Origin of the sequence: Aquimarina agarilytica ZC1, from assembly GCF_000255455.1 — a bacterium.
Taxonomy (GTDB): domain Bacteria; phylum Bacteroidota; class Bacteroidia; order Flavobacteriales; family Flavobacteriaceae; genus Aquimarina; species Aquimarina agarilytica.
This window is the reverse complement of record NZ_JH621331.1, coordinates 1-1,029: the sequence shown is the minus strand read 5'-3', so window position 1 is coordinate 1,029 and position 1,029 is coordinate 1. Positions and strand designations below refer to the sequence as shown.

Annotated in this window: 2 protein-coding genes; both read right to left on the bottom strand. The window is 30.7% G+C overall.

What is annotated here, in order from left to right:
- A partial coding sequence (locus tag KQA_RS0218180; protein ID WP_198283140.1) for an IS630 family transposase occupies window positions 1-446 on the bottom strand: 446 nt, incomplete at its 3' end.
- A gap of 49 nt (window positions 447-495) precedes the next feature.
- Window positions 496-993, bottom strand: coding sequence for a COG3415 family protein (locus KQA_RS0218175; protein ID WP_010183075.1), 498 nt, complete (start codon window positions 991-993; stop codon window positions 496-498).
- Window positions 994-1,029: the final 36 nt, after the last annotated feature.

The following is a 1,029-nucleotide window of genomic DNA, read 5'->3' as shown; positions in this document are numbered from 1 at the left end:
CCTTTCACAAATTCGTGTAGCCATTCTTTGACTTTTTCTATTGAATCAAAACAAATGTTTTTATACCTATCTTTTATATATTTCCATACTTGTTCACAAGGGTTTAGTTCAGGAGTATATGGAGGTATTCGAAGTAAGTGTATATTATCAGGTAGATGAATATTTTTGGTTGAATGAAAACCTGCGTTATCAATTACTACAATTTTATATTCGTTAGGTCGATGTTTCGAAAATGCATGCAAATATTTTTCAAACACTTCACAATTGACTTGTTCTATTTCATATACAAAAGCATCCCCATCAATAGGAGAATAACTACCATATAGGTAAGTATTCTTGAATTCTTGTTTGAAATTAACAATAGGTTGTACTCCTTTTGCTGTAATCATGCTTCCAAGATGGGTCATCATTCCATATCTTGATTCATCTTGAAAATATAGATTCACATACGGAAATTTATCTCTATTTAGACTAAGTATAACTTGATTTAGGTAATCAGGTAAGTTTTAAAAAATCAGCTTTAGCTTCTTCTGATTTTTTAATATGAGACTTGCGAGGTTGTTTGATTTTTGTTCCAAAAAATTCAATCATATAATTGCGTAAAGTAGCATACTGAATAGATGTTTCAAAAGTATTGTTTACCCACTGAAGAGCTTCAACATAACTGCTAAAACCTAAACGAGGATCATTTAATCTTTTTTCTAATTCTTCATGAATTTCTTTATTCACATGACGGGTACGCTTTTGTTTTTCTTTAACTGGAATTAAAAGCCCTGCTAACCCCTTGTCACGATAATCTTTTAACCACAATTCCATAGAACGAATATTATAACCTAAATGAGAAGCTAATTCACTACGCCTTTTAAAACGCGCTTCTTTTATGTGGATAAGAGATTGTAAACGCAAAATATTTTTAGGATTATCTTGTTTGCGCAATAATGATTGGAGCTCTGGAAGACTCTCTTTGACTATTAGAGTAGATGATTTTGGCATCCTTAAATATACGAAATATTTATATTAAAAGCGTAT

Coding starts and splice junctions, on each gene's coding strand:
- KQA_RS0218175 (WP_010183075.1), bottom strand. CDS start 993: ATGCCAAAATCATCTACTCTAATAGTCAAAGAGAGTCTTCCAGAGCTC.